The organism is Pseudomonas oryzagri (genome assembly GCF_020831405.1).
Taxonomy (GTDB): Bacteria; Pseudomonadota; Gammaproteobacteria; order Pseudomonadales; family Pseudomonadaceae; genus Geopseudomonas; species Geopseudomonas oryzagri.
Genome location: NZ_JAJHPU010000015.1, coordinates 203,116 through 227,545, shown reverse-complemented (window position 1 = coordinate 227,545; position 24,430 = coordinate 203,116). Strand labels below are relative to the sequence as shown.

The following is a 24,430-nucleotide window of genomic DNA, read 5'->3' as shown; positions in this document are numbered from 1 at the left end:
GGCAGCTTAGCGGCGGCAGGGCGGGTCGGCTGTGCGCCGGGTCGCGGAACCGCGCGCCCTTCGTCGGACGAAGAAACTCCGACGGGAGACGGGGCGAACGCCTTACCAGCGCAAGGGGGCTGCGATCAGCTTGTCCCCAGCCAGTTCGGCAGGGCCCGGGCGAGCCAGGACCTGGTGGCGCCGGTGTTCCGCCAGGTCATGCAGACCGGGCCTTGGCCCCCGCCCTGTAGCCCGGCCCGGCAGCAGCGCCTCCCGTTTCCGGGCGCGCGCCGGGCTTAGCGAAAGTCCGGCCGCCTCAATCCAGCTCGTCCTGGGGATTTCCGCTCCCTTCGCCAAGGCCCAGGCCATGCTTGCGCAGCTTGTCGTGCAGGGTCTTGCGCGGCACGCCGAGGGCCTCGGCCAGGCTGCGCAGCGAGGTGTGGCCGAGGGCCAGTTCGGCGGCGATCAGACTGCGCTCGAAGGCCTCGACGCGCGCCGCCAGGTTGCCTTCGGTCGGCAGCGGCGGTAGCGCCGCGCTGCCATCGAGGCCGAGATCCAGCCCCAGGGCGAAGCGCTCGGCGGCGTTCTGCAGCTCGCGCACGTTGCCCGGCCAGGCGTGGCCGAGCAACGCGGCGCGCTCGCCGGGGTCCGGCTCGCGCAGCGGCAGGCCGTGGCGCTGCGCGGCCAGGGCGCCGAAGTGGCGGAACAGCAGCAGCACGTCGTCGCCGCGCTCGCGCAAGGGCGGGATACGCAGCGGCGCGACGTTGAGACGGTAGTAGAGGTCGGCGCGGAAGCGGCCCTGGTCGGCGGCCTGGCGCAGGTCCTCCTTGGTCGCCGCGATGATGCGGATGTCCAGCGGGATCAGCTGATTGGAGCCGAGGCGCTCAACCACCCGCTCCTGCAAGAGGCGCAGCAGCTTGACCTGCACGTCGAGGCTCATGCTCTCGATCTCGTCGAGGAACAGCGTGCCGCCGTTGGCGTACTCGAACTTGCCGATGCGCCGCTTGCTGGCGCCGGTGAAGGCGCCGGCCTCGTGGCCGAACAGCTCGCTCTCCACCACCGACTCGGCCAGCGCGCCGGCGTTGATCGCCACGAACGGGCCGTCGCGGCGCGCCGACAGGTCGTGCAGGGCGCGCGCCACCACCTCCTTGCCGCTGCCGGTCTCGCCGAGGATGAGCACGTCGGCGCTGGTTCCGGCCAGCGCGGCGACCTGCTGGCGCAGGCGCACCAGGCCCGGCGACAGGCCGATCAGGCGGCCCTCCAGGGCATCGCGGCCGGACAGCGTCTGGCGCAGCTGGCGGTTCTCCAGGACCAGGCGGCGCATCGCCAGGGCCCGGCGCACGCCGTCGAGCAGGGTATCGCTGGGGAACGGCTTCTCGAGAAAGTCCCAGGCGCCGGCGCGCATCGCCTGCACCGCCAGCGGCACGTCGCCGTGGCCGGTGATGAGGATCACCGGCAATTCGGCGTCGCGGCCGCGCAGCTGCTCGAGCAGCTGCAGGCCGTCGAGGCCGGGCATGCGGATGTCGCTGACCACCACGCCCGGCCAGTCCGCCGGCAGCGCCTCGGTCAGGCCGCGGGCGTCGCCGCGCACCTCGACCTTGAGGCCGGCCAGGTCGAGGGTCTGGGCGAGCGCCTGGCGCAGGTGCGGATCGTCGTCGACCAGCAGGACTTCGGTGGTGGCGGCGACGCTGGGCGCGGAACTCATGGATGATCCTCCGGGGACTGGGTGCCGGGGCCGGCGCTGGCCGGCAGCAGGTTGAGGGTGACCAGCGCGCCGCCATCGGCATGGTTGCCCAGCAGCAGCTCGCCGCCGAGGGCGCGGATCAGGCTGTCGCAGATCGCCAGGCCCAGGCCCAGGCCGCGCGCGGTGGTCTTGGTGGTGAAGAAGGGTTCGCGGGCGCGCGCCAGCGCCTCGGCGGTGAAGCCCGGGCCATTGTCGCGCAGGGAGAGGCTGATCCGCCCGTCGGCCAGGGTCTGCGCGCTGAGCCACAGGCGCCGCGGCGGCGCGCGCTCGGCGAGGGAGTCGAGGGCGTTGGCCAGCAGGTTGCCGAGCACCTGGCGCAGGCGCGTCTCGCCGGCCTGCACCCACAGCGTGGCATCGGGCAGATCGCGCAGCAGCTCCACCTCCAGGGCGCGGCGGCGCTGGGCGAGCAGCGCCAGGGCGTCGTCGAGGGCCGGCTGCAGCGCCACGGTCTCCGGCGCCTTGCGGTCGCGGCGGGCGAAGGCCTTGAGATGGCTGATGATCGAGGCCATGCGCGCGGTCAGCTCGCTGATCAGCTTGAGGTTGCCGCGCGCGTCGTCGAGGCGGCCGTGGTCGAGCAGCACGCCGGCGTTGTCGGCGTAGCTGCGGATCGCCGCCAGCGGCTGGTTGAGTTCGTGGCTGATGCTCGCGCTCATGGTGCCCAGCGCCGACAGCTTGCCGGCCTGGACCAGTTCGTCCTGGGCGCGCACCAGCTCCTGCTGGGCCTGTTCGCGCACCAGCACCTCCTCCTTGAGCCGCTCGTTCAGCGCCAGCAGGTCCTCGGTGCGCTCGGCCACCCGCTGCTCCAGTTCGCGCCGGGTGCGCGCGTCGAGGGCCAGGCGTTCGTACAGGTGGCGGCGGCGCTGCAGCAGCACCGCGGCGAGCAGCAGCACGGCGAGCAGGGTCGCCCCGGCGACGGCCATCACGCTCTGCACCGGGCGCTCGACCAGGCTGCGCGGGGCGAGGATGCTCGCCGTCCAGCCGGTTTCCTCGAGCGTGCTGCTCTGGCGCAGCCAGTCCTGCGCCGGCAGAGCCAGCGGCTGCGGCTCCTGGGTCGGGTAGGGCAGGTTGGCGGCGATGTCGGCGCGCTCGGCGGCGTCCAGCGGACGGGTGGCGCGAAAGCGCCAGTCCGGGCGCGAGGTGAGGATCACCACGCCGTGGCGGTCGGTCACCAGCAACTGCTCGGGGTTGGTGCCGAGCAGCGTCTCGGTGGGGTCGAGGTCGACCTTGACCACCAGCACGCCGAGCACCTCCTGGCCGTCGCGCACCGCCGCGGCGAAGAAGTAGCCGCGCTTGGCCGAGGTGGTGCCGAGGCCGAAGAACTGGCCGAGGCGGCCGGCCAGCGCCTCGCGGAAGTACGGGCGGAAGGCGAAGTTGCGGCCGATGAAGGAGTCGAAGTCGTTCCAGTTGGAGGTGGCGAGGGTCTGCCCCGCCGGATTCATCAGGTAGATCACGTCGGCGCCGCTCTGCTCGCTCAGCCGCGCGAGCAGCTGGTTGGCGGCATCGACGGTGGCGGCGTCGCCGGGCGCGCGCAGGGCAGCGCGCAATGCGGGCAGGTCGCCGAGGATGGCCGGCAGGGTCTCGTAGCGGCGCAGCGTGCCGCGCAGGTTGGCCACGTACAGCTCGAGAGTCTGCGCGTTCTGGTCGGCCACCCGCTCGCGGTAGTAGCGGGTGGCCAGGTGCTGGACCGGCCACAGCAGTGGCGCCAGCAACAGGGCGAGGAGCAGCAGGGTGCGCCAGCGCGGGCGGGACAGCAGATCGAAGGAGCGGCGCATGGTGGTTTTCGGCGGGGAGTCTGCCGGCATTATGGATCGCCCGGGCCGGCCGGGCCAGACAGGCGGCCGGCGCAGCGCCGCAGCTGGGCAGTGGCGCTACCGCGCGGGTCCCTGTGTACTGCGCCCCCAGCCATTATTGAGCAGTGCGCCGGCGGCGCTCTCACGGTATGGATGGTCGAGGCGGTCGTTCGGCGCATCGTCCTCGCATGGGCAACCTCGGCTGGCGGTGTTCGGCAAACCCGCCCAAGGACACCCGCTGCCGCCGCCGGCGTGCCCCTGCGCCCCGGCAACGTCGCAAGCTCCTGAGCATTCAGGCATTTTCCGGTTTACTCCGGCGCCCCACTCGCTATAATCCAGCCCCGTTGCCGGTATAGCTCAGCTGGTAGAGCAACTGACTTGTAATCAGTAGGTCCCGGGTTCGATTCCTGGTGCCGGCACCATCTACATCAAGGCTCGCAACTATGCGGGCCTTTTTTCTTTCTGGGGCGGGCTAACACCAGAACGGAAAAAGCCCCTCAAGACGGCCCTCTCGGCCCCCTATGCGCGGCGATTCCCCATCGCTGGCGGCTGTCAATCAGGCGCGATTCCTGTGCGAAGCAATCTTTGCGCACCAGCTCGCCCCCTCGCCGGCTTGTAGGCGTGCGCCTTTGCCCCGAGTACTCCCTGCGCGTTGCCTCTGGCATCATCCCTCCCATAGCACCGCCAAGCCCGGATAGCCGGGGGACGATTTCAAGGGATGGAACATGGCTGAGAGCAGTAACTTCGCCTTCCTCAAGGAACACGACCCGGTGTTCTTTCAGCTCGCCAGCACGGCCGAGCGGGTATTCGCCAGCGACCCCAATACCACGCTGATCAAGCTGCGCCAGTTCGGCGAGGCGCTGGCGCAGGATCTGGCGGTGCGGGCCGGCATCGAACGCGACGCCACCCTCAGCCAAGCCGACCTGCTGTACCGCCTGGGCCGCGAGATCCAGCTCGACGGTAACATCCGCAACCTGTTCCACACCCTGCGCGTCGAGGGCAACAAGGCCACCCACGAATTTCGCACCCAGCACCGCGAGGCGCTGGACGGCCTCAAGGTCGCCCGCGCTTTGGCCATCTGGTATCACCAATCGCTCGGCAAGGCCGGCAGCGCCTTCAAGCCTGGCCCCTTCATTACTCCCGCCGACCCCAGCGCCCCGCTGCGCGAGTTGCAGGAGCAGATCGAGCAGTTGCGCGCCGAGTTGGGCGACAGCCGCCAGCAGCTGGAGAGCAATCAGCAACTGGCCGAGCTGCTGGCTCGGGAGAAGAACGAGTACGTCAATCTCGCCGGGCAGATGGGCGAGGAGGCGCGCACCTACGAGCAGCTCGCTCTGGAGCACGAGGCCGAACTGGCCAAGACCCGCGCCGAGTTCGAGGTCAGCCTGCAGGCGCTGCACAAGCAGTTGGAGAGCCAGCCACAGGCCACCCAGCAGGTCATGCAGCGGACCCAGCAGGCCAGCAGCCAGTTCGACCTCAACGAGGACCTGACTCGCATCCTCATCGACCAGCAGCTCAATGAGGCCGACTGGGAAGCCGACTCGCTCGACCTCACTTGGAGCAAGGGGGCCCGCCCGGAGAAGGGCAAGAACAAGGCCATCGCCGAGTGGCCGACCAACAAGCCGGGCGAAGCGGCCGACTACGTGCTGTTCGCCGGCCTCGTCCCGATGGCCATCGTCGAGGCCAAGCGCCAGCGCATCAACATCGCCAACCGCATCCCGCAGGCCGAACGCTACGCCCGCCAGCTGGTCATCCACGGCGAGCTGCAGCCGGCCTGGCTGCTGAGCGGCGAGGGCGATGGCTGGGCGGATGGGCAGGGCGGCCAGTTCCGCGTGCCGTTTGCCTTCGCCTGCAACGGCCGCCCGTACATCAAGCAGCTCGCCGAGCAGTCCGGCATCTGGTTCCGCGATCTGCGCAGCCCAGCCAACCTGCGCCGGCCGCTGCAGGACTTCCATACCCCGGACGGCCTGCTCGACCTGCTCAAGCGCAGTCGCGCCGAGGCCGAAGCCAGGCTGCAGCAGGAAGGCTTCGCCTACCTCAAGCTGCGCGACTACCAGGAAAACGCCATCAAGGCGGTGGAGCAGGCGCTGGCCGCCAATCGCCGCCAGTGCCTGCTGGCCATGGCCACCGGCACCGGCAAGACGCGCACCATCATCGGCCTGATGTATCGCCTGCTGAAGGCCGAGCGCTTTCGCCGCATCCTGTTCCTGGTCGACCGCAGCGCCCTCGGCCAGCAGGCCATCGAGGCTTTCAATGATGCGACGCTGGAGCAGAACCACACCCTGGCGCAGATCTACGACATCAAGGAGCTCGGCGACATGGCCGCCGAGGCCGAGACGCGCGTCCAGGTCGCCACCGTGCAGGCCATGGTGCGGCGCATCTTCCAGTCGGACACGCCGCCGCCCATCGACGCCTTCGACTGCATCATCGTCGACGAGGCGCACCGCGGTTACACCCTCGACCAGGAGATGACCGAGGGCGAGCTGGCGGTGCGCGACCACAGCCAGTACCTGTCGCAGTACCGTCGCGTGCTGGAGTACTTCGATGCCTGCCGCATCGGCCTCACCGCCACCCCGGCCAAGCACACCAGCGAGATCTTCGGCGCCCCTGTGTTCACCTACAGCTACCGCGAGGCGGTGGCCGACGACTGGCTGATCGACCACGAACCGCCGATCCGCTACGAGACCGAGCTGAGTCAGAACGGTATCCACTTCGCCAAGGGCGAGAGCGTCAGCGTCATCAACACCGCCACCGGCGAGGTGGATGTGGCCGAGCTGGAGGACGAACTCGACTTCGAGATCGAATCCTTCAACCGCCGGGTGATCACCCCGGGCTTCGACCAGGTGATCTGCGAACAGCTGGCCCAGGAACTCGACCCGCTGGGCGACGAGAAGGCGATGATCTTCTGCGTCAACCAGGCCCATGCCGAGCGGGTCAAGCATCTGCTCGACGAAGCCTTCAAGGAAGTCCATGGCGAGCAGTACAACCAGGCCGCCGTGCAGATCATCACCGGGCAGAGCGACAAGGTCGAACAGCTGATCCGCCAGTACAAGAACGAGCGCTATCCGAGCATCGCCATCACCGTCGACCTGCTCACCACCGGCATCGACGTGCCGCGCATCTGCCACCTGGTATTCATGCGCAGGGTGCGCTCGCGCATCCTCTACGAACAGATGAAGGGCCGCGCCACCCGCCGCTGCGACGAGATCGGCAAGACCGTGTTCCGCATCTACGACCCGGTCGACCTCTACGCCAGCCTCGAGCCGGTGGACACCATGAAGCCGCTGGTCAAGGACCCCAGCGTCACCCTAGAGCAGCTGATCGGCGAGCTGACCAATCCGGCCAGCCTCGATGCCCCTGGCAGTCAAGCGGAAACCAGCCACGCCCACGACGTGCTCGACCAACTCAGCCAGCGGGTAATGCGCATCCTGCGCAAGGCCAGCCACAAGGCCGACAGCAAGCCCACCCTCAAGCAGAAGCTCAGCGAATTGGAAGACGCCTGGGGCGTGGCGCCGGACAAGCTGCATCAGCACCTGCATCAGCTCGGCCCGCAGCAGGCGGCAAACTTCATCCGCCAGCACAGCAAGCTGCTCGACCAGCTCGCCGCGGTCAGCGCCCTGCTCGGCTCGGAGAACTACCCGGTCATCTCCGCCCACACGGACGAGCTGGTGGTGCGCGAGCAAAGCTACGGCGCCAACCAGAAGCCGGCCGACTACCTGGAAAGCTTCAACGACTTCATTCGCAACCAGCTCAACCAGTCGGTGGCCCTCGGCGTGGTGGTCAACCGCCCGCAGGACCTGACCCGCGAACAGCTGCGCGAAGTGCGCTTGCTGCTCGATCAGCACGGTTACAAGGAGGCCAGCCTGCAGAGTGCCTGGCGCAACAGTACGAACCAGGATATCGCCGCCAGCATTGTCGGCTTCATCCGCCGCGCCGCCCTCGGCGAGGCCCTGCTGCCGTTCGAGCAGCGCGTGGCTAACGCCATGCAGAAGATCTACGCCCTGCAGTCGTGGACGCCCGTGCAGCGCAAGTGGCTGGAGCGCCTGGCCAAGCAGCTGGTGCACGAGGTGGTGATCGACGACAAGCAGATCGGCGAAGCCTTCAGGAACGACGGCGGCAGCAAGCAGCTGGACAAGCGGCTGGGAGGCCACCTTGCGGTGGTGCTGGAAGCGCTCAATGACAACCTGTGGCCGCAGGTGGGGTGAATTCCTTGTAGGAGCGGATTCATCCGCGACCCGCCACTCGGTCGCGAATGAATTCGCTCCTACAACGCTTGGCGTCGGCGTGGTCCTGCATCGAGCTTCGCGCTCATCAGTGCTTCTTGCCAATCCGAGCCGCACCGACCACCATTGCCGCCAATACACCCGCCATGCCTATGGCTGCCTCGGCAGCCACGCACAAATCGAGCGGGTTTTTTATGGGCGTGTGATTGAGTCCATCCCGAATTGCATGGATGCACGATCCAAGCAGGAGGCAAGGAATGCCTGACAATCGCAATGCCCATGCGGCCGCCTTGCGTCGGGGCCGCATCTCGCATCCGGGATATACCTACCTCATCACGACGGTCGTTGCTGGTCGCCGTCCCTTGCTGGCCGACCTCCAGACGGCTCGCCTGCTGGTCGGCGAAATGCGCGAAGCCTGTTCAGACGGGTCGGTCGAAAGCCTGGCCTGGGTGGTGATGCCGGATCATCTGCACTGGTTGCTGACGTTGCGGCAAGGCAGCCTTTCGAGCCTGATCAAGCAGATCAAGGCGCGCAGTTCTCGGCGCATCAATCAACAGCTCGGACTGGCTGGCCGGTTGTGGCAGCCCGGTTATCACGACCGCGCCGCTCGCAGTGATGATGACCTGCGTGCCATGGCGCGCTACATCGTTGCCAACCCCGTGCGGGCAGGCATCGTCGAGACTGTCGGTGATTACCCACTCTGGGATGCCGCCTGGCTGTAGGAGCGGATTCATCCGCGACCGCGATGACCGTGAACCATGGTGCTGTCAGCCTCGCAGTTCGCGGCCCCACCTGTAGGAGCGAATTCATTCGCGACCGAGCGGCCAGGATCGCGAATGAATTCGCTCCTACATAGATCATGCGATTGTCCTGAGGTCGCGGATGAATCCGCTCCTACAGGCAAGCGTTATCCGGCAGAATCGCTGGCTCTGAGTCATATGCCTGGAAGCCCCATGACCAACTCCGACATCGTCCAGAAACTCTGGAACCTCTGCGACGTCCTGCGCGACGACGGCATCAACTACAGCGACTACGTCACCGAGTTGGTCCTGCTGCTGTTCATCAAGATGGAATACGAGCAGGTCCAGAACAACGATGACTTCGCCCACAAGCTGCCTGCGGGCGCGCGCTGGCCGGATCTGGCCGGCAAGTCGGGCCTCAACCTGCTCAATCACTACCGGCAGATGCTCCTCGACCTCGGCCAGAACAGCGACCCGCTGATCGCCGCCGTCTACGCCGACGCGCAGACTCGTCTCAAGGAGCCGCGCCATCTGGAGCAGCTGATCAAGAGCCTCGACGGCATCGACTGGTTCAGCGCCCGCCAGGACGGCCTCGGCGATCTCTACGAGGGCCTGCTGGAGAAGAACGCCAGCGAAACCAAATCCGGCGCCGGCCAGTACTTCACCCCGCGCCCGCTGATCGACAGCATCATCCGCGCAATCCGTCCGCAGCCGGGCGAGACCATCCAAGACCCGGCCGCCGGCACTGCGGGCTTTTTGATCGCCGCCGACGCCTACATCAAGCAGCTCACGGACGACCTCTACGAGCTGAACGAAAAGGACCGCCGCTTCCAGCGCACCCAGGCCTACGTCGGCATCGAGCTGGTGCCCGGCACCCGCCGGTTGGCGCTGATGAACTGCCTGCTGCACGGCATGGAAGGCGACGCCGAGGGCGTGGTGCACCTGGGCAACGCCCTCGGCCAGGTCGGCGCCGCGCTGCCCAAGGTTGACGTGATCCTCTCCAATCCGCCGTTCGGCACCGCCAAGGGCGGCGGAGGGCCGACCCGCGACGACCTCACCTACCGCACCAGCAACAAGCAGCTGGCCTTCCTCCAGCACATCTACCGCGGCCTCAAGCCCGGCGGGCGCGCCGCCGTGGTGCTGCCGGACAACGTGCTGTTCGAGGCCGGGGTCGGCACCGAGGTGCGTCGCGACCTGCTGGACAAGTGCAACCTGCACACCATCCTGCGCCTGCCCACTGGCATCTTCTACGCCCAGGGAGTGAAGACCAACGTGCTGTTCTTCCAGAAGGGCAGCCAGGACAACCCGCGCCAGGAAGAGGGATGCACCCAGCGCGTATGGATCTACGACCTGCGCAGCAACATGCCGAGCTTCGGCAAGCGCACGCCGTTCGGCGCCCAGCACCTCAAGGCCTTCGAGGACGCCTATGGCGACGACCCGAACGGCCACAGCCCGCGCGCCGAGAACGTCGAGGGCATCGGCGAGCTGAGCCGCTTCCGCGTGTTCACCCGCGAGCAGATCCGCGAGCGCGGCGACTCGCTGGATATCAGCTGGCTGAAGGACGACAGCAGCATCGACGCCGCTGACCTGCCAGCCCCGGAAGTGCTGGCCGGCGAAGCCATGGCCGAGCTGACCGAGGCGCTGCGCGAGCTGGATGCGCTGATGCAGGCGCTGGGGGCCGGGGACGAAGCCGAGCAGCAGAAAAGGATGCTGGCGGAAGTGATGGGGTTGGAAGTGGGGGCGGGGGAATGAGTGAGTTGCCGAAGGGGTGGGCCATGGCGCGCATTGGCGACTTGGCGGAGCTGAACCCCAAGCAGGCATTCGACGATGCAACCGTCGCTGGCTTTGTGCCCATGTCCCATGCGCCAACCAACTTTCGAGACAAGCTGCGTTTCGATGAGCGTCCATGGGGCGAGATCAAGAAGGCGTATACGAACTTCAAAGATGGCGACGTAATTTTTGCCAAGGTCACGCCCTGCTTTGAGAACGGCAAGGCGGCCTTTGTCGAGGGTTTGCCTAACGGTATCGGTGCAGGAAGCAGCGAGTTTTTCGTGCTTCGCCCAAGCTGCGATGAGGTGTCGGCCAAGTATCTGCTGGCCTTGGTCAAGAGCCACGACTTCCTGCGCAAGGGCGCGGAAAACATGACGGGGGCAGTAGGCCTGCGGCGTGTGCCCAGGCCGTTTGTAGAAAACTACCCAGTGCCGGTGCCGCCGGCTGCTGAACAAACTCGCATCGCCGCCAAGCTCGACGAGCTGCTGGCCCAGGTCGATACCCTGAAAGCCCGCATCGACGGCATCCCCGCGCTGCTCAAACGCTTCCGCCAGTCCGTCCTCGCCGCCGCCGTTTCCGGGCGGTTGACGGAGGAGTGGCGCAGAGAGCGCGCCTTGCCTGAGCTATCTGAGGTTGAGCTAGGAGAGTTGATCAAGGAAGGTCCCCAGAACGGACTTTACAAGCCTTCCAGCGCCTACGGGCGCGGCGTGAAAATTATCCGAATAGATGGCTTTTATTCTGGGGAAATCACTGGATGGGAAGGCCTGCGTTCGCTGGAGGTTGATCAACGGGAGTTGGAGACGTGGAGCGTCAGAAATGGCGACATTCTCATTAATCGGGTCAACAGCGTTGAATATCTTGGGAAGTGTGCCTTGGTGCGATCTGTCCCCGAGCCTGCGGTCTTTGAAAGCAACATCATGCGGATGTCCCTAAAAAGCGAATTGGTGCATCCCGAGTATCTGATGCGATTTCTGAGTAGCGAAATTGGCCGCAAGAAGCTCATTGCCAAGGCCAAGCATGCAGTTAATCAGGCCAGCATCAATCAGGGGGACGTCAAGGCTTGCAAGGTGTCTCTACCCTCCCTCGAAGAGCAAACCGAAATCGTCCGCCGCGTCGAGCAACTGTTCGCCTTCGCCGACCAGCTGGAGGCCAAGGTCAACGAGGCGAAAACACGCATCGACCGCCTGACCCAGAGCATCCTCGCCAAGGCCTTCCGCGGCGAACTGGTGCCCCAGGACCCCGACGACGAACCGGCCAGCGGACTGCTGGCGCGCATTCAGGCCCAACGCGCCAGCGCGCCCAAGACTCGTCAGCGGAGGAAGGCATGAGCCAGATCACGGAGATGGCCTTCCATGGCGAGTGGAAGGCACTGCTGGAGGTGCTGCGGCAATCACCGGAGCGAGTGAACGAGGCCAGCGAGGGCAAGGGTTACGCGCCCTTGCACCAGGCAGCATGGCATGGCGCCAGCTTGCCGGTGGTAGGTGAGTTGCTGGCATTGGGTGCCGATCCTCGTCGCGTCACGGCAAAGCAGCAAACAGCACAGCACATCGCTATCGAGAAGCACCCGGAGCGGGTGGATCTGGCCTACATTCTGGCGCCGCGCCGGCTGACCCTGTCCCAGCTGATACGCAAGCTGGTAGCGGAGCAACCTTCGCTGTTCGGCGTCTACGATGGCAATCAGATTGTCTGCGACCGGCTGATCGAGATGTTCAGTCTCGACATTGCCGAACTCTCTGCGGCGGAGCTACCGCACAGGGTAGCAGCCGGCGTTCAGGCGTTGACCGGGCTAGTGCTGGATGCTCGGCAGCGGCTGGGCTTTCAGGTGGGTGAGAGCTTCGACTTCACGACGGACGCCCATTTTTGGCAGGAACGCTTCATCCCTGCTTTACAGTTGACCCTGCAGCGTTCCGGCGTGTTTTTCGGCGAGTCTTGGGCTGTCGTTGCCGACCTCTTTGATCCTGCACCGAGCCACTGGGGACTCAGGGGCGACCTGTTTCTCTGGCTGGAAATGCGACATGCCCTGTCTCACACTGCGCTGCCTGCAACAGCCGATGCCTTGGCGGGCATCGTTCAGGGCGCCTTTGCAGCCATCACTGGAGCGCAGTTGGTAGTCGAGCAAGACGTGCGGGTGCCTCATCTCGCCCGTGGCGGAATGAGTAGCGGCATGGTGTCGGGGGAGTTCTGGTGCCGCCAAGGGATTCCGATCCTGCAACAGCGTCTCGAATGGCTGCGGGAAAGCTGGCGTTTCCCGGCACACGGATAAGTGACGTAGGGTGGAAGACTCGCGCAGCGATCTTCCACCACACCCCCGTCCAAAGTTGGAAAAGCCTGCGGCCTTTTTCCACCTACCAGGATCTTTCTTTTGCTCGCCCGGCGCAGAAGCCGGGGCTAAAACCACAGGAAGTCATTCATGCCCATCCCTGATTTTCAGTCCGTCATGCGCCCGGTACTGGCTGCCGTCGCCGACGGTGAGCCGCTGGCGCTCAGCCAGCTGCGTGAGCGTATCGCCAACGAGTTCCAGCTCAGCGAGGATGAGCGCAACGAGCGCCTGCCCTCTGGCAAGCAGACGGTGATCAACAACCGGGTCGGCTGGGCGCGCACCTATCTGAACAAGGCGGGGCTGCTGAGCATTCCGGCCAAGGGGCTGGTGCAAATAACCGAACGCGGAGGCGAGGTGCTGGACAACGGCCCGGCACGCATCACCGTGGGTTGGCTCAAGCGCTATCCGGAGTTCGCTGAGTTCCACGCAGCCAGCCCGGTCAGCACTACGACGCCTGCGGCGCAGGTCGAGGCGGTCGAGGAGGCCACTCCCGACGAGCAACTGGCCGACGCGCACCAGGCGCTGACGCAGTCGCTGGCCGGCGAGCTGTTAGCACAGGTGCGGGCTGCTTCACCGGCCTTCTTCGAACAACTGGTGGTGGACTTGATGATCGCCATGGGCTACGGCGGCTCTCGCAAGGAGGCGGGCAGTGCGACCAAGGCAACCGGCGACGATGGCATCGACGGCATCATCAAGGAAGACAAGCTCGGCCTGGACGTGATCTATCTGCAGGCCAAGCGTTGGAGCAACACAGTGCATCGGCCGGAGATCGACAAGTTCATCGGCGCGCTGATCCGTCAGCGCGCCCGCAAGGGCGTGTTCATCACTACCTCGGATTTCTCCAGCGGAGCCCGCGAGGCGGCACTGAGTCTGGATATGAAGATGGTACTGATCGACGGCAGCGAGCTGGCCCGGCTGATGGTGGAAAACAACCTCGGTTGCAGCGTGAAGCAGGTCTACGAGGTCAAGCAGCTCGATAGCGACTACTTCAGCGAAGACTGAAGCCGTCCTGAACCTATCTGCAATGGAGTGCCAGGCATGCCCCTGCAAAACCGTGTCGACTCCACAGCCAGCTGCATGCCGTCTTCGCGCGCGGCACCCTCAGGGGCAACCGTGGCCGCCTGCGCAACGCCGAGCGGCAGATCGTCAGCTCGTGGAAAATCAAACCCTGGATCATCTGCGCGCGCTCCTTCAAGAACCGCAAGCGTGAGCTGATGGTGCCGAACAGCTCAGTACGATGGGGCGAGTCGTCAAAGGCGTTACCTGGGGGCTTTGGGAGGGGGAAAACCCAAGGCCCCTCTGATTTGAATCAGTAGATCCCAGGTTCGATTCCTGGTCCCCCACAACAAACATTCATCCGCTTGCTCCCGAGTTCACCCGGAAGCAACGGAAACCCAGAGAAACCGGCCTTGGCGCCGGTTTTTTTGTGTCCGCATTCGCCAGCCTTCGTCTAGGCAGCCATCTGCCCGCCAGCCATCCGCTCGCACTCCTCGGCGCACGACCGGCAGGCTTGGGCGCAGTGCTGGCAATGGTCGGACTCATGCCGCGCGCATTCCTCGGCGCAAGCGCGGCAGACTTCTGCGCATTGTCTGCAAAACGCTTTTGCATACTCACTTTCTCGCGCCATCAACGCAGCGGCCATCTTGCAGAAGGCGGCGCAGTCCATATCCAGCGCAATGCAACGTGCCATCGCCTGTACGTTGTCTTCGCGCAAACAGGAAGCCGCACAGGTTTCGCACGCCCAGGCGCAATCGCTACATGCCTGGATACAGGACTCATGCATGGAAGTGTGCATGTTGGTTCTCCTTTATCTGGTGGTAGACAGGGGCAAGCTGCGAAATACCGCAGCTCTCCGGTGGACTTTTGACCGGTAGGGAAGTTTGGCTGAAAGGACGAATGGCGTTTCTGGCGCCGCCTTTTCCTGCTCCCTCATGCCCTTCTCCTCCGCGCGTCTCCCGCCGCCCGCGTCGCTCCAGTTGCCCGGCCAACCGTCCGTCACTCCACCGTCTATGCTTTTCCGCGAAGCCCCCCTCGATGTGGCGATGGGCCAGGCCTGCCTTGGTCCCGCTTCCCGTGCTCAGGAGAAGAGCCATGCGTACCGATCGTCGTTTCAGCGCCGTCCTGCTCGCCTGGCTGGCCCTTGCCGGCGGGGTGCAGCAGGACGTTCGGGCGGCCACGGAGGCCGCCACCGCTCCGCCTGCTCCGACCAGCGCCGAGGCGGCCGCCGGCAGCCCGGCTACCGAGGCCGTGTTCCGCCCCGAGGAACTCGACCAGATGATGGCGCCGCTCGCGCTGTATCCGGATTCGCTGCTGGCCCAGGTGCTGATGGCGAGCACCTATCCGGGCGATGTCGCCGACGCGGTGGCCTGGTCCAAGGCCAATCCCAAGGCCAGCGGCGACGCCGCCGTGCGCCAGGTGGCCAACCAGCCGTGGGACCCCAGCGTGCAGTCGCTGGTCGCCTTCCCGGCGGTGCTGGTCACCCTCGGCCAGGACCCGGCCTGGGTGCAGCGCGTCGGCGACGCCTTCCTCGCCCAGCCCAACGAGGTGATGGATTCGGTGCAGCGCCTGCGCCGCCAGGCCAAGGCCGCCGGCAACCTCGAATCCAACGAGCAGCAGAAGGTTTCCGTGCAGAGCGCGGCGCAGGGCGGCGCCACCACCGTGGTGGAACCCTCCGGCGGGACCACGGTGGTGCAGGCGCCGCCCGCCGAGCAGACGATCATCATCGAGTCGGCCGACCCGCAGGTGGTCTACGTGCCCAGCTACAACCCCAGCGTGGTCTACGGCACCTGGCCCTATCCGTCCTATCCGCCGACCTACTATCCGCCGCCGCCGGGCTACTACTTCGGCTCCGCGCTGGTCGCCGGGCTGGGCTTCGCCGCCGGCGTCGCGGTCATCGATTCGGTCTGGGGCGACTGCGACTGGGGCGGCGGCGACGTCGACATCGACGTCAACAAGTACAACAACATCAACAGCAACCGGAAGATCGACGCCAGCCAGCGCAAGTGGCAGCACAACGCGGCCAACCGCGACGGCGTGCCCTACCGCGACCGGGCCAACCGCGAGCAGTACAGCCAGCGCCTGGCCGGCAGCGAACAGCGCGACGCCCTGCGCGGCCGCGATCCGGCGCGTGCCGCCGAGCGCCAGCAGGCCGCGCAGACGCGCGGCGAGCGCGGGGACCGGGCGGCAGGCGAGCGTGGCAGTCGGGCGGCAGCCGAGCGCGGGGACCGTGCAGCAGGCGAGCGCGCTCAGTCCGCCGACCGCGAACGCGCCCGGCAGACCCTCGGCGAGCGCGGCATCGACGCGCCCGCCAGAAGCAACCGCGAGGCCCAGGAGCGCGCCCGGGTGGCCGGCCGCGAGATGCGCGACCAGCCGCAGGCCCGCCCACGTGCCCAGGCCGGCGCCCAGCCTCGCCAGCGCACGCAGAACAGCGCGCAGGCCCGCCAGCAGGCTCGCCAGCAGTACTCGGGAGGCCAGCGCACGCGCGACAGCGCCTTCGCCGATGCCCGCCAGCCTTCGCGCAGCAAGGCCAGCGCCAGCCGCGGCGAACTCAGCCGCGCCTCCGCCAGCCGGCCGAAGATGGAGCGCAGCAGCCGCCAGGTGCAGCGGGCGGCGCCCAGCCGGGGTTCGCGCAGCATGGGGGGTGGTGGTGCCCGCGGCGGTCGCGGCGGTGGTCGGCGTTGAGAAAAGGAGACTCGCCATGAATCGATTACTGCGTATCTGTCTGCCGGCGCTGCTGGCCCTGTCGACCCTCGAGGCGCACGCCCAGCAGGCGTTCGCCACCCCCACCGCCGCGGTCGACGCGCTGATCGCCGCGCTCGGCACCGAGCGCGCCGATGCCCAGCGGATGAGCGCGCTGCTCGGCGCCGACTGGCAGACCTGGGTGCCCACCGACGACATCGAGCGCAAGGACGTCGACGCCTTCCTCGCCCTGTACCGCGAGCGGCGCACCGTGCGCCTCGAGGGACAGGACCGCGCCCAGCTGGTGGTCGGCAACACGCCCTGGACCTTCCCGCTGCCGCTGGTCCACGGCAAGGACGGCTGGCGCTTCGATCCCAAGGCCGGCGGCGAGGAAATCCGCGCGCGGCGCATCGGCCGCAACGAACTGGCCGTCATGCAGGCGGTGCGCGCCTACCACGACGCGCAGATGGACTACGCCGAGATCGACCACGACGGCGACGGCGTGCTCGAGTACGCGCAGAAGTTCATGAGCAGCGACGGTCAGTACGACGGTCTGTACTGGCCGGACGAGCCGGGTGTGCCGGAGAGTCCGCTCGGTCCGCTGTTCGGCGACGAGCTGCCGGACGGCGAGTGGCAGGGCTACCACTACCGCATCCTCGACGCCCAGGGACCCTCGGCGCCGGGCGGCGCCTACGACTACAAGCTCGGCGCCAACATGAGCCGCGGTTTCGCGCTGATCGCCTGGCCGGCGCGCTACGGCGACAGCGGGGTGATGAGCTTCATGATCAGCCACGACGGCGAAGTGTTCGAGAAGGACATGGGCCAGGACGGCGACCGGCTGGCCAAGGCCATGACCACCTTCGATCCCGACAGCAGTTGGCAGGAGGTCAAGGACAAGGAACTGGCCGGACCTTGACGGCCGCGCGGCGCCGGCCGGTCGCCCCGCTGGCGCTGCCGGGGCGGCGATCGGCTAGACTGCGGCGCCCGCCCGCGCCGAGCCCCAGCATGTCCGACCACGACCACGACCACGACCACGACCACGACCACGACCACGACCACGACCACGACCACGACGCCCCCGCGAAGACCTCCCGCGCCGACTACCACCGCGCCCACCAGGCGCGCGCGGTCGCCGAGGCCGAGCGGCTGCTGGCGGCGCGCGGGCAGCTCGGCGGGCGCTGGCTGAGCTGGGTGGCGGGGGAGCTGTACGCGCTCGCTCCGCCGCAGTTCGCCAGCATGGTGCGCCGCGAACTGCAGCGGCTGCAGGAGCAGAAGGCCTAGGCCCCTACGAAAGGTCAGTCGAGCACAGGCACTTTTCGTAGCGGGCCTAGCCGCCGACGCCCTCGCACAGGTCGCGCAGCAGGCGGGCATCGCGCAGCGCGTGGTGCGGTATGGCCTCCTCCGGCAGGGCGGCGAACGGGTCATCGACCTGCCGGCAGTCCCGCACATTGTCCGGCAGGCCCAGCGGGCCGAGCAGTTCCAGCAGCAGCGGCCAGTCCCAGACCAGCGCATCGCCGACCACCTCCAGCTCGCCGAGGCCGGCGAGGAAGGCGTGCAGCGCCGGCCCGGCCTCGGCACGCGACCGGCCGTGGCGGGGCAGATCGAGCTGCGGCAGGACGATCTCGACGACGAACGCCGAGCAGTCGGCCAGCTCCCAGCCGTCGTTGAGTTCGACGTAGAACTCGGCGCCGGCGGCATCCACCAGCGCCAGCGAGATCAGCCGCCGGGCCGGGCTGAGCTGGGTGAATTCGGTGTCGATGTACAGCGTGCGCATGGCGTCTCCTCGGCGATTCCTTCCAGTGTTTTAGCCCACCGGGGCGGGTCTCCGCCATTCACGCCGCCGGCGGCTGGCAGGGAGCGGCATGCCACCTTCCTGGCGGCACCCTTGTTTCCTCCGTCATTGCTCACCGGCAGCGCTCGGCGGTCGGCGGCCGTCGGCGCACATCTGCCGGCAGGAGACTGGGCTTGCATGTTGGTTGGTCGTATTCCCGTATGCCGTCATGCGGGCGAATCTGCGCCGCCGGCCGTCCGCAGTTGGAGCGGGAGAACCTTCGCAAGAGCGTGCCTGCCCAGCGCCCACGCGGCCCGGCAGGTCAGCCTGGACTTCAAGTACTGGGGCAAGCACGGCGAGGAAATCGCCGAACGCTGGAGCCGCTGGCAGAGCCAGTGAGGCCGCGCCGTTCTCCCGGCCCGTAACGACGACGCCCCGCATTCGCGGGGCGTCGGGGATCAGCAGCCGGGCATTCGACTCAGCGTGTCAGCTCCTCCACCAGCAGCCACAGCGCGGTGGCGGCCAGCAGGCCGGCCATCGCGGCGTTGAACAAGCGCAGCGCGCGGTCCTGCTGCAGCCAGTGGCGCAGCCGCTCGCCGCCCCAGGCCCACACCGCGATGCACGGCAGGTTGACCACCAGCGCGAGCAGCGCCATGGCCGCGGCGGCGGACAGCTGGCCGCCCTGCGGCAGGAACAGCACGCAGGCGTTGAGCACCATGATCCACGCCTTGGGGTTGATCCACTGGAACAACGCGGCGGCGACGAAGCCCATCGGCCGCGCCACCTCGCGGCGGCCCGGCGCGCCGGCGCGCGCCAGCTTCAGCGACAGCCACAGCAGGTAGCTGCAGCCGGCCACCGCCAGCAGCGGACGCACCTCGCCGAGCAGGTCGGCGACCTGGGCGAACAGCGCGGCGCACAGGAGCAGCTGCAGCGAGCAGCCGAAGGTGATGCCGAGCATGTGCGGCAGCGTGCGGCGGAAGCCGAAGTTCACCCCCGAGGCGGTGAGCATGATGTTGTTGGGGCCGGGGGTGATCGACATCACTCCCATGTAGCTGGCCAGGGCGAGGGCTTCGAACATGGTGGGCCTCCTGCGGTTGATCCATGGCAGTCCATGCTAGGCACTGGCGGTAAATGGTGACAGACTCACAAAATTGCTTTTGTAATGGTTACAGAAAGGCGCGCTGCGCAACTGTCACCATGATTCGTCCACCCCGCTGTCACCGGTGAACCGCCATGAACGCACCTGCGTCCGCACCCGTCCGCTACCGCCTGCTCGCCGAGGAGCTGGCCGAGGCCATCGACCGCGGCAGCCTGCCGGCCGGCACCCGCCTGCCGTCGGTGCGCGCCTGCGCCGCCCAGCACGAGCTGAGCCTCAACACCGTCACCGCCGCCTACCGCCTGCTCGAGGACCGCGGCCTGATCGAGGCACGCCCGCAGTCCGGCTACTACGTGCGCAGCAGCTTGCCGCCGCTGCAGCGGCCGCTGCGCGAGCGTCCGGCCGGGGTGCGCCCGGCCGGGCAGCTGGACGACCTGATGGCCGTGGTGCTGCAGAGCCAGCAGCGCGCCGACCACATCGACCTGGCGCTGGCCTGCCCGCGCGGCGAGGCCTTCTATCCCGGCGCCAAGCTGGCCCGGCTGACCGCCGGCCTGCTGCGTCGCCAACCGCAGCTGGTCGGCCGCTACGCCCTGCCGCCGGGCTCGCGGCGCCTGCGCGAGCAGATCGCCCGGCGCGCCGCGCTGCTCGGCATGACCCTGGTCGCCGACGACATCCTGCTCACCCACGGCGCCATGGAGGCGCTGCAGCTGGCGCTGCGCGCAGTGACCCGCGCCGGCGACACCGTGGGCGTCGAGTCGCCGAGCTACTTCAACCTCTACCCGCTGCTCGCCAGTCTCGGCCTCAAGGTGCTGGAGATCCCCACCCACCCGCAGCACGGCCTGTCCCTCGACGCGCTGGAACTGCTGCTGGAGGAGAAACGCCTGACCGCCATCGTCGCCATGCCCACGGTGCACAACCCGCTGGGCTGCAGCATGTCGGTGGCCGCCAAGCAGCGCCTGGCCGCGCTGGTCAACCAGTACCGCGTGCCGCTGATCGAGGATGCGCTGTACGCCGAGCTGCAGTTCGTCGAGCCGCTGCAGCCGACGGTCAAGGCCTTCGACCGCGATGGCTGGGTGATGGTCTGCTCCAGCTACACCAAGACCCTGGCGCCGGACTACCGGATCGGCTGGCTGGAGGCCGGGCGCTTCCGCGAGGCGGTGCGCCAGCTGAAGTTCACCGCCAGCGTCGCCGAGTCGGTGCTGCTCGCCGAGACGGTCGGCCTGTTCCTCGAGAGCGGCGGCTACGACCACCACCTGCGCGCCCTGCGCCGGCGTTATGCGGCGCAGGTCGATGCGGTGCGCGGCATCATCGCCCGCCACTTCCCGGCCGGCACCCGCGCCACCCAGCCGGTCGGCGGCTTCCTGCTGTGGCTGGAGCTGCCGGAGACGGTGGACAGCCTGGAGCTGTTCCACGCCGCGCTGGCCGAGCGCATCGTCATCATCCCCGGCCAGCTGTATTCCAACGGCGCGCGCTTTCGCCATTGCCTGCGGCTGTCCTGCTGCCAGGAGCTGGACGAACGGGTCACCGGCGCGCTGCGCCGCCTCGGCGAGTTGGCCACGGCGCTGGCCGCCGGCCACGCGGCGGATGCGCCGTAGCGCGTCAGCATGAACCGCGGCGGGGAGAGCGCCGCTAGCCCGGCTCCTTGCGCGGCGGGCGGCGGGTCGCCGCCGGCGGCGCGCCGTCCGGGGTGCCGAAGCGGCAGCGCGCCACCCGGTTGTCGAGCAGGTGGCTGCCGCGCGCCAGGCACTGCTCCAGGGGCTTGGGCTTGGCCGCCTTGACCACCCGGCCCGTCTTGACCACCTTGGCCTGCGCGGCGGGCGCCGCCTTGGTCGCCTTGGCTGCCTTGGCCGGCTGCGGCGGCGCGAGTGGCGCGGGCGGTGCGCTGCGTGCCACCACCCAGGGCGGCGCGGCGGGCGGCGGGGGCGGGGGCTTCTGCTGCATGGCGAGGACCACCACCAGGGTCAGCGCCAGGCCGAGCAGCAGCACGGGCAGGAAAATCAGAGTGCGGCCAAGCTGGCGACGCCTGGCCGCAGGTCGAGGAGGGCGGGGAACCAGCCGGGCCGGCCGGTCGGGGGGAGCGAGCATGGCAACCTCGCACAGCCAGGAGAACCTCTCCTTACCGGGCCCTGCCGCCGTTCCGCTGTGCCGCCCAAGGCCAGCGGCCTCGCTGCAAGTCTAGGTCAGTTGCCCGGCGCGAGTCGGCCACGCGCGGTTGCGCGAACCGGCGCCGCTTACCAGCGGCGGTCGCTGTAGTAGTAGCGGTCGTAGTCGCGGTGATGATGATGGTGGTGGTGGCGATGCCGATGGGGATGGCGATAGCGCGCGTCGTAGTAGGGCGCCGGCCGATAGCGCGGCGGATAGTAGGCCGGACGCGGATCGCGGTAGTAGGCCGGGGCGCGCTGGACCTCGGCGTAGCGGTCGTGACGGAAGTAGTCGCGATCGGAGGCCTGGACCGGCTCCTGGAGGAACAGGGCCAATCCGGCGAGCTGGGCGGTGACGAGGACGAGACGCGAAAGCATGAGCGGGGACTCCTGTGCTGCCGGCAGATCCGGCCTTCCCCTAGGACCGCGGCGCGCTCGGTTGGCTCCGTGGCGGCCTGTAAAAACTTGTGTCAGCCCCGCCGGCTGCACTCCTCGAGGCGGCGCTGGTCGGCGGCCAGGCGCGCCGGCATGTAGTCGCGCAGGAACTCCACCCAGGTGCGGATCTTGGCGTCCAGGTACTGGCGCGACGGATAGAGGGCGTAGACGCCCAGCGGGTACAGGGTGTGCCCGGGCAGCACGCGCACCAGACTGCCGTCCTCCAGGCTCTGCAGCGCCGAGTACACCGGCAGCGCGCCGATGCCCATGCCGGCCTTGAGCGCCACCGTCATGGCGTCCACCGTGTTGACCTGGAAGTGGGTGCGCTCGACGCTGACCAGCTCCTGGCCGTCGGGGCCGTCGAGCAGCCACTTGTCCAGGCTCATCACCGGATAGACCAGGCGCAGGCACTGGTGCTCGGCCAGTTCGGCGGGCTGCTGCGGAATGCCGTGCTGCGCCAGGTAGGCGGGCGCCGCGCACAGCACGCTGTGCGTCTCGCCCAGGCGCTTGGAGATGAAGCCCGAGTCGGGCAGCTCACGGGCGGTCACCACCGAGACGTCGTAGCCCTCGTCGAGGATGTCGGTGGTGCGGTTGGCCAGGGTCAGGTCGAAGCTGACCTCCGGGTACTTCTCGTGGTACTCGGCGGCCGCCTGGATCAGGTAGTGCTGACCGATGCCGGTCATGGTGTGCAGCTTGAGGTTGCCGGCCGGCCGCGCATGGGCGTCGCCGGCCTCGGCCTCGGCTTCCTCGATGTAGCCGAGGATCTGCTGGCAGCGCTGCAGGTAGCGCTGGCCGGCCTCGGTGAGGGCGATGCGTCTGGTCGTGCGGTGCAGCAGGCGCGCGCGCAGGTGGGTTTCCAGGGTGGCGACCGCCCGCGACACGTAGGAGGTGGTCAGGTCGAGGCGCGCGGCGGCGGCGGTGAAGCTGCCGGTTTCCGCCACGCAGACGAAGGCGCGCATGTTGAAGAGGATGTCCATCGGGCACCTGTAGAGGGGAGCGGGGCGGGACTGGCCGTTCCCTGCGCCGCGCGGGGGCGGGCGGCCGTCTGGCGGCGGGGGCGCGTCCTGCGCAGGCCGAGGTCCTCGGTGCGACAGCGATTGTGTCACAAAGTTTGTCGGCCGATTGTGTACCGATAGTACACAATCCATCGCCTGACCGGCGCCTTATCCTCGCCCGCGGCCGCCCCTAGAATCGCCTGCCCCTCCCGGTCCACCGCCCCTCTCCAGGATGCGCCGCAGTGCCCGCCATCGTTCGGCCCGAGCTGTATCTCGCCCCTCTGTTCGTCCTGTTCGCCACCCTCGCCGGTTGCATCGACCGCGGCGGCATCGCCCCGCAGGCCGAGCGCCTCGACGCCGCTGCGCTGGAGGCTGGCGACGCCATCGCCCACGCCGAGCAGCGCGCCGCCTGGCCCGCCGCGCAGTGGTGGCGCGCCTACGGCGACGCGCAGTTGGATGCCTGGGTCGAGCGTGCCCTGGCCGGCAGCCCGAGTCTCGCCATCGCCGGCGCGCGGGTGCGCGAGGCGCAGGCGCTGGCCGGGGTGGCCGCCGGCGCGCAGGCGCCGCAGGTCGGCGTCGAGGCCAGCGTGCAGCGCCGGCGCTGGCCGACCGACAACTTCTACGGCCCCGGCCCGCTGGCCGACACCACCACCTGGAACAACACCGCAAGTTTCGGCCTGGCCTACGACCTCGATCTGTGGGGGCGCCTGCGCAGCGAACGCCAGCGCGCCCTGAGCCTGGCCGAGCTGGCCGCCACCGAGGCGCGCGCCGCGGCGCTGGAATTGCAGGGTCAGGTGGTGCAGGCCTATATCCAGCTGGCGCTCGGCTACGCGCAACTGGACATCGCCAAGGACGAACTGAAACAGCGCGAGCAACTCCTGGCGCTGGCCCGCGAGCGCCTGCGCATCGGCCTGGGCACCCGCCTGGAGGTCAGCGAGGCCGAGGCGCCGCTGCCCGAGGCGCACCGCCAGCTCGACCTGGTGCATGAGCGCATCGCCCTGACGCGCCACCAGCTGGCCGCGCTGGCCGGCGCAGGGCCGGGTGCCGGCGATGCACTCGAGCGCCCGAGCATCACGCTGCACGCGCTGCCGGGCCTGCCCACCCAGCTGCCGCTGGAGCTGCTCGGCCGGCGTCCCGACCTGGTCGCCCGGCGCTGGCAGGTGGCGGCGCAGGCGCGCGGTATCGAGGTGGCCGAGGCGGAGTTCTATCCCAATGTCGACCTGCTCGGCAGCTTCGGCCGCGCCGCGGTGCAGGGCGGCGTGCTGGACTTTTTGCGTCACGACAAGCTGGCCTGGGGGCTGGGCCCCGCGCTCAGCCTGCCGGTGTTCGACGGCGGCCGCCTGCGCGGCCGGCTCGGCGCCCAGGCGGCGGCCTACGACATCGCCGTCGAGCAGTACAACCAGACCCTGGTGCAGGCGCTCAAGGGCGTCGCCGACCTGCTGGTACGCCTGCACTCGCTGCACGAGCAGGAGGGCTTCGCCGCCGAGGGCCTGGCCCGCGCCGAGGAACGCTGCCAACTGGCCGCCGAGGCGCACCGGCGCGGCCTGACCGACGCCCGCGCGGTGCTCGAGGCGCAGAGCCAGCTGTTCGCCCAGCAGCGCCTGCAGCAGCAGGTGCGCGCCGGGCAGCTGGCGGCGCAGGCCGAGCTGTGGGTGGCGCTCGGCGGCGGTGTGCTGCCGGCCGCCAGCGGCCCAGGCGACGGCCAGCTGCGCGCCCGCGCGGTCGGCCTGCACCTGCCGGGGCGCGACTGA

The 24,430-nt window shown here is 68.6% G+C and carries 20 protein-coding genes and 1 tRNA gene; 13 read left to right on the top strand and 8 right to left on the bottom strand.

Translation table 11 applies throughout. The features are described from left to right. Positions 1-295 precede the first annotated feature (295 nt). Positions 296-1,684, bottom strand: coding sequence for a sigma-54-dependent transcriptional regulator (locus LMJ29_RS04380; RefSeq protein ID WP_229604289.1), 1,389 nt, complete (start codon positions 1,682-1,684; stop codon positions 296-298). Then, positions 1,681-3,495 (bottom strand): sensor histidine kinase, encoded by a 1,815-nt coding sequence (locus LMJ29_RS04375; RefSeq protein ID WP_229604288.1) that lies wholly within the window; start codon positions 3,493-3,495, stop codon positions 1,681-1,683. Before LMJ29_RS04375 ends, LMJ29_RS04380 begins: the two co-directional genes overlap by 4 nt. Positions 3,496-3,859: 364 nt before the next feature. Here LMJ29_RS04375 and LMJ29_RS04370 point away from each other — a divergent pair. The 7 genes from LMJ29_RS04370 to LMJ29_RS04340 all read left to right on the top strand — a co-directional run bounded on the left by LMJ29_RS04370 (position 3,860) and on the right by LMJ29_RS04340 (position 13,565). After that, positions 3,860-3,935 (top strand) — tRNA-Thr (locus LMJ29_RS04370). A gap of 303 nt (positions 3,936-4,238) precedes the next feature. Then, positions 4,239-7,715 (top strand): type I restriction-modification system endonuclease, encoded by a 3,477-nt coding sequence (hsdR, locus tag LMJ29_RS04365; protein ID WP_229604287.1) that lies wholly within the window; start codon positions 4,239-4,241, stop codon positions 7,713-7,715. 275 nt (positions 7,716-7,990) lie between these two features. Then, positions 7,991-8,455: an REP-associated tyrosine transposase gene (locus LMJ29_RS04360; RefSeq protein WP_229604286.1), complete on the top strand. Its 465-nt coding sequence runs from the start codon at positions 7,991-7,993 to the stop codon at positions 8,453-8,455. Between the two features lie 231 nt (positions 8,456-8,686). Continuing rightward, complete coding sequence (locus LMJ29_RS04355) at positions 8,687-10,225, top strand: class I SAM-dependent DNA methyltransferase (protein ID WP_229604285.1); 1,539 nt, start codon at positions 8,687-8,689, stop codon at positions 10,223-10,225. Between the two features lie 23 nt (positions 10,226-10,248). Beyond that, a complete protein-coding gene (locus LMJ29_RS04350) occupies positions 10,249-11,571 on the top strand; it encodes a restriction endonuclease subunit S (protein ID WP_229604284.1) in 1,323 nt (440 codons plus the stop codon). Next, positions 11,568-12,506: an ankyrin repeat domain-containing protein gene (locus tag LMJ29_RS04345; protein WP_229604283.1), complete on the top strand. Its 939-nt coding sequence runs from the start codon at positions 11,568-11,570 to the stop codon at positions 12,504-12,506. The genes LMJ29_RS04350 and LMJ29_RS04345 overlap by 4 nt, the downstream gene beginning before the upstream one ends. A gap of 147 nt (positions 12,507-12,653) precedes the next feature. After that, positions 12,654-13,565, top strand: a complete 912-nt coding sequence (locus tag LMJ29_RS04340; protein ID WP_229604282.1) for a restriction endonuclease — start codon at positions 12,654-12,656, stop codon at positions 13,563-13,565. 448 nt (positions 13,566-14,013) lie between these two features. On the opposite strand, the gene LMJ29_RS04335 is transcribed toward LMJ29_RS04340, so the two are convergent. Beyond that, the gene (locus LMJ29_RS04335) at positions 14,014-14,358 is read right to left on the bottom strand and encodes a four-helix bundle copper-binding protein (protein WP_229604281.1); all 345 of its coding nucleotides are present in this window, start codon (positions 14,356-14,358) and stop codon (positions 14,014-14,016) included. A 296-nt stretch (positions 14,359-14,654) separates the two neighbouring features. On the opposite strand from LMJ29_RS04335, the gene LMJ29_RS04330 reads away from it, so the two are divergent. The 3 genes from LMJ29_RS04330 to LMJ29_RS04320 all read left to right on the top strand — a co-directional run bounded on the left by LMJ29_RS04330 (position 14,655) and on the right by LMJ29_RS04320 (position 17,522). Beyond that, on the top strand, positions 14,655-16,244 hold the full coding sequence (locus LMJ29_RS04330; protein WP_229604280.1) for a DUF3300 domain-containing protein: 1,590 nt from the start codon (positions 14,655-14,657) through the stop codon (positions 16,242-16,244). A 16-nt stretch (positions 16,245-16,260) separates the two neighbouring features. Beyond that, entirely contained in the window at positions 16,261-17,157 is an 897-nt protein-coding gene (locus LMJ29_RS04325; protein WP_229604279.1) for a DUF2950 domain-containing protein, read from the top strand. A gap of 89 nt (positions 17,158-17,246) precedes the next feature. Next, positions 17,247-17,522 (top strand): hypothetical protein, encoded by a 276-nt coding sequence (locus LMJ29_RS04320; protein WP_229604278.1) that lies wholly within the window; start codon positions 17,247-17,249, stop codon positions 17,520-17,522. Positions 17,523-17,568: 46 nt separating this feature from the next. On the opposite strand, the gene LMJ29_RS04315 is transcribed toward LMJ29_RS04320, so the two are convergent. Next, complete coding sequence (locus LMJ29_RS04315; RefSeq protein WP_229604277.1) at positions 17,569-18,015, bottom strand: hypothetical protein; 447 nt, start codon at positions 18,013-18,015, stop codon at positions 17,569-17,571. A 195-nt stretch (positions 18,016-18,210) separates the two neighbouring features. Here LMJ29_RS04315 and LMJ29_RS04310 point away from each other — a divergent pair, with 195 nt between their 5' ends. After that, complete coding sequence (locus LMJ29_RS04310; RefSeq protein WP_229604276.1) at positions 18,211-18,411, top strand: hypothetical protein; 201 nt, start codon at positions 18,211-18,213, stop codon at positions 18,409-18,411. A gap of 79 nt (positions 18,412-18,490) precedes the next feature. Here the strand turns inward: LMJ29_RS04310 and LMJ29_RS04305 are convergent, their stop codons facing one another. Continuing rightward, entirely contained in the window at positions 18,491-19,090 is a 600-nt protein-coding gene (locus LMJ29_RS04305; RefSeq protein ID WP_229604275.1) for a LysE family translocator, read from the bottom strand. Between the two features lie 155 nt (positions 19,091-19,245). On the opposite strand from LMJ29_RS04305, the gene LMJ29_RS04300 reads away from it, so the two are divergent. Next, on the top strand, positions 19,246-20,703 hold the full coding sequence (locus LMJ29_RS04300; protein ID WP_229604274.1) for an aminotransferase-like domain-containing protein: 1,458 nt from the start codon (positions 19,246-19,248) through the stop codon (positions 20,701-20,703). A gap of 34 nt (positions 20,704-20,737) precedes the next feature. Here the strand turns inward: LMJ29_RS04300 and LMJ29_RS04295 are convergent, their stop codons facing one another. The 3 genes from LMJ29_RS04295 to LMJ29_RS04285 all read right to left on the bottom strand — a co-directional run bounded on the left by LMJ29_RS04295 (position 20,738) and on the right by LMJ29_RS04285 (position 22,661). Beyond that, positions 20,738-21,094: a hypothetical protein gene (locus tag LMJ29_RS04295; RefSeq protein WP_229604273.1), complete on the bottom strand. Its 357-nt coding sequence runs from the start codon at positions 21,092-21,094 to the stop codon at positions 20,738-20,740. A 245-nt stretch (positions 21,095-21,339) separates the two neighbouring features. Next, on the bottom strand, positions 21,340-21,627 hold the full coding sequence (locus LMJ29_RS04290) for a hypothetical protein (protein ID WP_229604272.1): 288 nt from the start codon (positions 21,625-21,627) through the stop codon (positions 21,340-21,342). 92 nt (positions 21,628-21,719) lie between these two features. Next, complete coding sequence (locus LMJ29_RS04285; RefSeq protein ID WP_229604271.1) at positions 21,720-22,661, bottom strand: LysR family transcriptional regulator; 942 nt, start codon at positions 22,659-22,661, stop codon at positions 21,720-21,722. Between the two features lie 260 nt (positions 22,662-22,921). On the opposite strand from LMJ29_RS04285, the gene LMJ29_RS04280 reads away from it, so the two are divergent. After that, positions 22,922-24,430, top strand: coding sequence for an efflux transporter outer membrane subunit (locus LMJ29_RS04280; protein WP_229604270.1), 1,509 nt, complete (start codon positions 22,922-22,924; stop codon positions 24,428-24,430).